The organism is Mycobacterium sp. 1165178.9, from assembly GCF_001673555.1.
Lineage (GTDB): Bacteria > Actinomycetota > Actinomycetes > Mycobacteriales > Mycobacteriaceae > Mycobacterium.
This window is the reverse complement of sequence record NZ_LZMB01000376.1, coordinates 1-3,001: the sequence shown is the minus strand read 5'-3', so window position 1 is coordinate 3,001 and position 3,001 is coordinate 1. Positions and strand designations below refer to the sequence as shown.

General features: G+C 66.0%; 1 protein-coding gene. It reads left to right on the top strand.

Going from position 1 to position 3,001, the window contains the following annotated elements; translation table 11 throughout:
* On the top strand, positions 1–3,001 hold a 3,001-nt coding region (locus A5652_RS16295), incomplete at both ends, for a condensation domain-containing protein (protein ID WP_232001216.1).

Genomic DNA, 3,001 nt, shown 5'->3' with positions numbered 1-3,001 from the left:
AGTCATCGACGCCCTGCCATTGACACCCAACGGCAAACTCGACACACGCGCCCTACCAGCACCCGAATACAGCGATGTCGAGCGTTATCGGGCCCCAGGCAATGCGGTCGAGGAAATTCTGGCCGGTATTTACGCCGAGGTGCTGGGCCTGGAGCGGGTCGGGGTCGATGACTCGTTCTTCGAGCTGGGTGGCGACAGCATTTCGTCGATGCAGGTGGTTGCGCGAGCCCGGGCGGCCAGCCTGGTGTGTCGGCCGCGTGATGTGTTCGTCGAGCAGAGTGTGGCCCGGCTGGCCCGGGTGGTGAGGGCGGCCGAGGCTGCCGGTGGCGTGGTTGATGAAGGCATTGGGCCGCTGCCCGCGACCCCGATCATGCACTGGCTGGCCAGCGTGGATGGCTCCACCGAGCAGTTCAACCAGACAGTCGTGGTGTCGGCCCCTACGGGGGTGACTCAGGCCGATGTGGTGGTGCTGGTGCAAGCGTTGCTGGATGCGCATCCCATGTTGCGGCTGCACGTGGAGGACGACGGAGCCGGGGGATGGTCCTTACAGGTGCCCGAGGCCGGGGTTATCGAGGCGCGCAATTGCGTTCACGCCGTAGACGTGTTGTCCGATGACGTGCTGGTCGGGGCGCGGGCGCGGTTGGATCCGGCGGCTGGGGTGATGCTGAGCGCGTTGTGGGTGGCGGATGCCGCTCAGTTGGTGTTGATCGTTCACCACTTGGCCATCGATGCGGTGTCGTGGCGCATTGTGCTTGATGACCTCAACATCGCCTGGTCCCAGCACCGCAGCGGGCAGCCCATCGCCCTGCCCAGCGCCGGGACGTCGTTTGCGCGGTGGGCGCGGTTGTTGGGCGAGTATGCGCACCGCTCGGCGGTGGTGGATTGTGCCGACGCGTGGAAGCAGGTGGTGGGGGCTCCGGCGGTGTTGCCGGCGGTGCGCCCGGCGGTGGATACCTATGCCAGTGCGGGGCATCTGTCGGTGGAGTTGGAGGCCCAGACCAGCGGTCTGTTGCTAGGTGAGGTGCCCGCGGCGTTTCATGCCGGGGTCCACGAGATCTTGCTGATCGCATTGGGGTTGGCGGTGGCCCAGTTTGTCGGCAACGGGTCCGAGCCGGTCGGTATCGACGTCGAGGGCCATGGGCGTCATGAAGAGCTGGGTCCTGAGGTGGACCTGTCGCGCACGGTGGGCTGGTTTACCACCAAGTATCCGGTGTCGTTGAGTGTGGGTGGGCTGCGTTGGGGGCAGGTGGTTGCTGGTGAGCCAGGGTTGGGGGCGCTGGTCAAGGATGTCAAAGAGCAGCTTCGAGCGCTGCCACATCCGCTGAGCTATGGGGTGCTGCGCTATTTGAACCCCGACGTGGACCTGGGCGACTCCGACCCGCTGATCGGGTTTAACTACCTGGGCCGGCTGGGTGCCGCGGCCGCTGATGGGTGGCGGCTCACTGGAGAAGGCGTGTTCGATCTCGGTGCGGCTGCGGCGGTGCCTATGGCGCTGGGGCACACCGTGGAGCTCAACGCCGCCACCATCGACACCGAGGCCGGCCCTCGGCTGCACGCCAACTGGATGTGGGCCCCCTCCGCGCTGGACCACGCGGCGGTCAGCGAGCTGAGCCGGTTGTGGGTGCAGGCGCTGGACGGTCTGTGCGCGCATGTGCAAGCCGGTGGGGGCGGGTTGACCCCGTCGGATATTGCGCCGGCTCGGTTGAGCCAGTCCCAGATCGACGAGTTGTGCCAGCAACACCCGGTAGCCGATATTTTGCCGTTGACCCCGCTGCAGCAAGGTCTGCTGTTTCACACCAGTACCGCCCACGGCGGCGAGGCGGATGTGTATGCGGTGCAGCTGGATATCACGTTGAGCGGTGACCTTGACGCCGATCGGCTGCGTGACGCGGTGCACACCGTGGTCATCCGGCATCCCCACCTGGCGGCCCAATTCTGCGACCGTTTTGACCAGCCGGTGCAGATCATCCCGGCCGACCCCGCGGTGGGATGGGGCTACGTGGACCTCAGCGCCGACGACGGCGACGCCACCGTTGATGGTGATGTCGAGGAACAGATCCAGCAGCTGTGTACCGCTGAGCGTGCCGCGGTGGGCGATTTGGCTAATCCGCCGGCGTTTCGGGTGGCGTTGATCCGCACCGCCAGGCATCAGCACCGCTGCGTGTTGAGCTTCCACCACATCGTCATGGATGGCTGGTCGTTGCCGATCCTGCTGGGGGAAATCTTCGCCAGTTACCACCGCCGGCGGCTGGCGACACCCGGGTCCTATCGCCGGTTCGTGTGCTGGCTGGCCGACCGCGATCTTGATGCCGCGCGCGCGGTGTGGGGACAGGTGTTGGCCGGCCTTGACACCCCCACCCTGGTCCGACCGGCCGGCCAGGCGGGGCTCCGGCAGCGAAGCATCGCCTCCTATCGGCTGCCAGAGCACACCACCCGGGCCCTCCACGAGCTGGCGCGCTCGCAGCACACAACCGTCAACACGGTGCTGCAAGGCGCTTTCGCGCAACTGCTGAGCGGGCTGACTGGGCAGCACGACATCGTATTTGGCACCACCGTTTCAGGTAGGCCCACGGAGATGGCAGGTGTCGAGTCGATGGTGGGCCTGCTGATCAACACGGTGCCGGTGCGGGCGCACCTCACAGCGGCGACCACCACCGCCGAGCTGCTTGATCAGCTGCAAAACGCCCACAACTACACACTGGAGCACCAGCACCTGGCGCTGAGCGAAATCCACCGGATCACCGGCCACGACCAGCTTTTCGACACCTTGTTCGTGTTCGAGAACTACCCGGTCGACACCGCCGCGTTATCGGACGTCGACGGGCTAGCCATCACCCAGTTCACCGGCCGTGAATCCAATCACTATCCCCTGACGGTGCAGGCCGTGCCGGGCCGCGAGTTAAGCCTTCGCGTCGAATTCGACTCCGATGTGTTTGATGCGGCCAGTATCGAGGCGTTCATTGGGCGGCTGCAGCGGGTGTTGGTGGCGATGGCCACCGAG